The organism is Microcystis sp. M090S1 (assembly GCF_020246295.1).
Classification (GTDB): Bacteria; Cyanobacteriota; Cyanobacteriia; order Cyanobacteriales; family Microcystaceae; genus Microcystis; species Microcystis aeruginosa.
Map to the genome: position 1 here is coordinate 1 of NZ_JADBTF010000366.1, position 5,186 is coordinate 5,186.

Sequence of the window (5,186 nt, forward strand, 5' to 3'; positions counted from 1 at the left end):
AAATCCTTATCTGGCAAGAGACTTAATTGATTAGCTCGTTCTAGATTGAAAACAATTGGCAAAAATCGAAGCAATGTCTTTCTATATAAGGGTTTCACCCCTTATAACTCCCGTCCATTGCATAACACAAACCGAAGAACCGACAACTGTTCCTTCTGGTAAGTCGAGGGGAGGTAAACTAAGTTGACCATTTTTGATGATTGTTTGGTATTTTAGTGCATTCATATAATTTTGCTATTCTTGAGATTTTATTAATTATAGCAGTTTCAATGATAACTTGGATATTCTCGTTTCTGTATAGTCTTACCTCGTTGCAAGGGATGCCCTTGTAACACATTTCCAGAGGTTCTAGCTCTTGTCTAACCCATCAGGGAAGGGAGGAATATCCTCCCTTTTCTTCTTACAATGTAGAACCTTGGCACGGGACAAAAGGAACATGATTAAGGTTATTTCCGTCCCTTTTTCTTATTTTTGTGGGACTTATTTTTTCTGACTATTCTTAGCAAGTTTCCGCTGCAGGCCAGTACCGAATCCGATAACGGTTACTAACCCTAACATGGCTAGAGGTTCAGATTCCGGTACGGGTACGGCTACGGTACTCACTTTTAAATTATCAAAGGCAATATCAGCACTATCGTTAGGAGTCCCCAGTATTCCCAAAATCTCGATAGTGCTTTGACTGCTGGTTGCTGTAAATGTGAAATTACCCGAGCTATTGATCCCAACTGGACTGGAATTACCGAGCAAAGTACCCCCGACTCCATTTCCATTAAAGGCATTCACCTGTATGGCATGAGTGTTAGGATCACCGAGCAAAAGGGTGGTAAAATCCACTTCATAGGGGTTGCCGGCAATAGTATTTAAAACGGTAGAAAAACTGCCGCTAGTGGCCGACCCTCCAAACAAAACGATATTTGGGAAAAAACCAACAGCAACATTGCCTGTATTAACCGTGTAAGTGGTTGTTCCACCAACATCAGCAACACTCGTAAAAGTATTAGGTGGAATTAGATTGGTTCCCGTTGAAGGAATTGTGTTACCATATGAGTCCTGCAATACAACAACAGGCAGGGCCTGGGCTGAGTTACTCAATCCCAAAAACCCTACCAACAGAGTCGAACCAGCAATTGATAAGTAGGGCTTTATCCCCCCCCCGAAATTTATAAGTTTTGCTAAACTAAGCATGGTATGGCTCCGATAATAAGTGAAATGCCGTCCGTAGATTACAGCATTTAGGTAGAAATGTCAAGGCATTGAAACGGGTAGATGATAAAAACCATACCTCGTAAGCATTTCCAGAGGTTCTAGCTCTTGTGTAACCCATCAGGGAAGGGAGGGAGACTCTCCCTTTTCTCATGGGAAAGTGGAACCTTGGCAGGAGAAAAATATAAAGATTTTATTAAATTGTATTCTTAACTACAATGTGGGGGGGGGAAGTGTGTTCATTAACAATCCGCCAGTCTTTGGTCTTAGGTAGTGCGGTGTCTTAACCCAAGCGACAAAACTGCGATCGCCGTTAAGCTGACAGACCAGATTGGAAGCTGGTGCTGATGATCTAGGATTATTCGCCGATTAATGACTCTTTTCGGAAATTAGAGGACAATACCCTGCCAGTAATTATGGATTTTAACAACTTTCCCCGACCTTTCTTTTTTATTCTCAAGCGATGTCAAAGACCGGATTGAAACGTTAGTAGTTATAATTGTTTAGCACTCGATCAACAGGATTGATTTCTACTTTGAAGAAAATGAAGATAAAACACGCAATTAATTGGCATAAATTTCTAACTTTTCTAATTATATTGGGCTTAATGGCTTTTTATAATAATTTTACCCCGCTCGCTTGGATATACCTTGCCCTGCACGGAACTTACGGTCTGATGTGGCTGATCAAGGATAGATTATATCCAGATCAACAATGGGAAAAAGAAATACCGTTGGCTATGGGAATATTTACCTTTATCGTTCTCGGTTTATATTGGGCTGCCCCTTTTATTATTGTTAGCGGGAAGGTCACGGCCGCCGCTCCTTTAATATCCGCAGCCATAGCGATCAATATTATGGGGGTATTTCTCCATTACGGTAGCGATGCCCAAAAGTATTTTACCCTTAAATATAGGGAAGGATTGATCACCGAAGGTTTCTTTAGTCGTAGTCGCAATCCCAACTATTTAGGAGAGATTTTAATTTATCTGAGTTTTGCCCTGTTAGCCCAACATTGGCTCCCTTTTCTGATTTTGGGGGGATTCATCGCCGGGATCTTCATCCCCAATATGCTTAAAAAAGACCTGTCTCTCTCCCGCTATCCTGAATTTGACGCTTACAAAGCGAAATCCGGATTGCTATTACCCAAGCTAATAAACTCCCGTCTGGATGCTCGCCAATCCACTCAAACCTAAGCAAAGTTAAGGTCTTTCTCTTCAACCGCAGGGTGCGCTATTAAGTTTCATGGTCGGTTAAGCGTCAAAACATCGAGGCTTTTCCTTGATCCCAGTAATGTAAACTTTGATTAAGAGAAAGACTTCTAGCTCCGATCCGATGTTATATTAATAATTGAAGCTAAAGAAAAAAGCTTCCCTGACAGATCGACTGGCAAGGTTATAAAGGTCAAGTTCACAAAGGAGTAAACCCTGTTAAAGTTACATTCTGTCTCGATAACGACGATAACAGCGATCGACCTGAACGCTCATATTTCCTAGAGTAGAGAACAAGGGAGTTAGGCAATTGGAACTAGAGTTCAATGCGTCTCCAACCAGTCTCAAGTTGTGAGGGGAAATACCTGAGAATCGGTAAACTGATCGCTGTTATTGTTTGTCAACACAAGTAATTGATCATTGCAGTCGCTCTCCTTTGATGAGATAATAGAAAGTCTTCTGTTCAAAAGGATATCGATAGGATGCGACTCTCTCAACAGCTTTTTGTCACTCTCCGGGAAGACCCGGCCGAGGCGGAAATCCCCAGTCATAAATGCTTGGTGCGTGCCGGTTACATTCGTCGCATTGGCAGCGGTATTTACGCCTATTTACCCCTGATGTGGCGGGTTTTGCAGAAAGTCTCCCAGATAGTCCGGGAAGAAATGAATAAAGCCGGCGCCCAAGAATGTTTACTTCCCCAACTGCAACCGGCGGAACTCTGGCAAGAATCAGGCCGTTGGGACACCTACACAAAAGCAGAAGGGATTATGTTTGCCCTGACGGACCGGCAAAACCGGGAGTTAGGATTAGGACCGACTCACGAAGAAGTAATTACTGCCGTCGCTCGTGATTTAATTCGTTCCTATCGACAATTACCGGTTAATTTATATCAGATTCAAACTAAATTTCGCGATGAAATTCGCCCTCGTTTTGGTTTAATGCGGGGACGAGAATTTATTATGAAAGATGCCTATTCTTTCAATCTCGACGAGGAATGTTTAAAGAAAACCTATCAAGCGATGGATATAGCTTACCGCAATATTTTCCGCCGTTGTGGGTTAGCTTTTCGGGCAGTAGAAGCCGATTCTGGAGCGATTGGCGGTTCCGCATCCCAAGAATTTATGGTCTTAGCTGATGCCGGAGAAGATGAGGTTTTATTTACCGCCGATGAAAAGTATGCGGCTAATGTGGAAAAAGCCGTTTCTTTGCCGGCAGATAAAGTGGCTTCTCCCTTTAAAAAGTTTGCTAAAAAAGAGACTCCTAACACCAACACTATCGAAAGTTTAGCTAAATTTCTCGATTGTTCTGCCACCGCTATCGTCAAAAATGTTCTCTACGAAGTGGTTTATGATAGCGGCATAACTGTTTTAGTTTTGGTGAGCATTCGGGGAGATCAAGAGGTTAACGAAGTTAAACTACAAAATGAATTAGTTAGACAGGCGAGCCGTTACAATGCTAAAACAATTTTGGCTTTAAAAATACCCGATGCTGCCGCTCAACAGAAATGGGCAACTAAACCTTTACCTTTAGGTTATATTGGTCCCGACTTAGAAGATAATTTGCTCAAAAAAGCCAGGGATATAGCTCCTAAGTTTTTACGCATAGCAGACAACACGGTGACAGACTTAGAAAACTTGATCACCGGTGCAAATGAAACGGGGTTTCATTTAGTGGGGGCGAATTGGGGTAAAGATTTTATCTTACCGGAATTAATCGTCGATCTACGCAAAGCCCAGGTAGGCGATCGAGCTATTCACGATCCTGATCAAACCTTGCAAAGTGCTAGAGGAATTGAAGTCGGTCATATCTTCCAATTGGGCTATAAATATTCTCAAGCTATGAATGCTTTTTATACTAATGAAGCGGGAGAATCTACCCCCATTTGTATGGGTTGTTATGGCATAGGAGTATCGCGTTTAGCCCAGGCAGCCGTAGAACAATCCTACGATAAAGATGGCATTATTTGGCCGGTAGCTATTGCCCCCTATCAAGCGATTGTAGTTATTCCTAATTTAGCTGATGCCGAGCAGGTAAAAACCGCCGAAAGTTTATACAATGAGTTAAATCAAGCCGGCATTGAAACCCTTTTAGATGACCGGAATGAACGTGCGGGAGTTAAGTTCAAAGATGCGGATTTAATTGGGATTCCCTATCGCATTGTCACGGGTAAATCTCTCAAATCGGGTAAGGTGGAATTAGTCGAAAGAGCCAGTAAAAAAGCGTCAGAAGTAGCAATTAATGAGGTGGTTTCCTATTTAAAAACTGCTATTTCAAAGGTAAATGCTTCTGATTAAGTGATTAAATATACAGATAAATTCTCGAATATAGAGCCGAGAGCCGTCAATAAAGGTAATATTGCCTCTAATAAAACCGAGACTCTCTGTCCGTTTTTCTGTGTCAAGTTCAAAAGTTTGGATCATGGCTGAGTTTGTGAGAAGTTTTCTAATTCTCTCAAAGTAAGTCTCAATCAACAAATTCAATATCCTTAATGATGGCGATTTTTTGCTGTATTTTCTCAAGCATCCAGGACTCTCCTAGCCATTCATCAAAATCTTCACTGTGTTGTAATTGATCATCGAAAATTTTGGGTCTGAAACCCCGTCGTTCTACGACGGCTTTACTGTTAAATATTAGCACATTTACGAAATATATGCTAGTGTGAAAGGACATGGAAAAAGCCTATTCGTTTCGATTTTACCCAACACCCGAACAAGAGTCGCTATTGCGGTGCACTTTGGGCTGTGTAAGATTGGTTTACAATAAAGCTCTCCAT

At 41.7% G+C, this 5,186-nt stretch carries 6 protein-coding genes and 1 pseudogene; 4 read left to right on the forward strand and 3 right to left on the reverse strand.

Going from position 1 to position 5,186, the window contains the following annotated elements; translation table 11 throughout:
• Positions 1–480: 480 nt before the first annotated feature.
• Positions 481–1,185, reverse strand: a complete 705-nt coding sequence (locus tag IM477_RS16205; protein ID WP_287732588.1) for a PEP-CTERM sorting domain-containing protein — start codon at positions 1,183–1,185, stop codon at positions 481–483.
• 374 nt (positions 1,186–1,559) lie between these two features.
• Between IM477_RS16205 and IM477_RS16210 the strand changes: the two are divergent.
• The 3 genes and pseudogenes from IM477_RS16210 to IM477_RS16220 form a co-directional block, all read left to right on the forward strand.
• Positions 1,560–1,685: pseudogene (locus tag IM477_RS16210) on the forward strand (DUF4334 domain-containing protein); the annotation flags it as partial.
• Positions 1,686–1,747: 62 nt separating this feature from the next.
• The gene (locus IM477_RS16215; protein ID WP_287732590.1) at positions 1,748–2,398 is read left to right on the forward strand and encodes a methyltransferase family protein; all 651 of its coding nucleotides are present in this window, start codon (positions 1,748–1,750) and stop codon (positions 2,396–2,398) included.
• A 497-nt stretch (positions 2,399–2,895) separates the two neighbouring features.
• A complete protein-coding gene (locus IM477_RS16220) occupies positions 2,896–4,707 on the forward strand; it encodes a proline--tRNA ligase (protein WP_287732592.1) in 1,812 nt (603 codons plus the stop codon).
• Here IM477_RS16220 and IM477_RS23420 read toward each other — a convergent pair.
• Together IM477_RS23420 and IM477_RS16225 are read right to left on the reverse strand one after the other, a co-directional pair.
• The gene (locus tag IM477_RS23420; RefSeq protein WP_502866546.1) at positions 4,684–4,932 is read right to left on the reverse strand and encodes a toxin-antitoxin system TumE family protein; all 249 of its coding nucleotides are present in this window, start codon (positions 4,930–4,932) and stop codon (positions 4,684–4,686) included. The two genes, IM477_RS16220 and IM477_RS23420, sit on opposite strands and share 24 nt — an antisense overlap.
• The gene (locus tag IM477_RS16225; protein ID WP_287732593.1) at positions 4,877–5,050 is read right to left on the reverse strand and encodes a hypothetical protein; all 174 of its coding nucleotides are present in this window, start codon (positions 5,048–5,050) and stop codon (positions 4,877–4,879) included. Before IM477_RS16225 ends, IM477_RS23420 begins: the two co-directional genes overlap by 56 nt.
• 31 nt (positions 5,051–5,081) lie before the next feature.
• Between IM477_RS16225 and IM477_RS16230 the strand changes: the two genes are divergently transcribed.
• A partial coding sequence (locus IM477_RS16230; RefSeq protein WP_287732594.1) for a helix-turn-helix domain-containing protein occupies positions 5,082–5,186 on the forward strand: 105 nt, incomplete at its 3' end.

Coding starts and splice junctions, on each gene's coding strand:
- IM477_RS16205 (WP_287732588.1), bottom strand. CDS start 1,185: ATGCTTAGTTTAGCAAAACTTATAAATTTCGGGGGGGGGATAAAGCCC.
- IM477_RS16215 (WP_287732590.1), top strand. CDS start 1,748: ATGAAGATAAAACACGCAATTAATTGGCATAAATTTCTAACTTTTCTA.
- IM477_RS16220 (WP_287732592.1), top strand. CDS start 2,896: ATGCGACTCTCTCAACAGCTTTTTGTCACTCTCCGGGAAGACCCGGCC.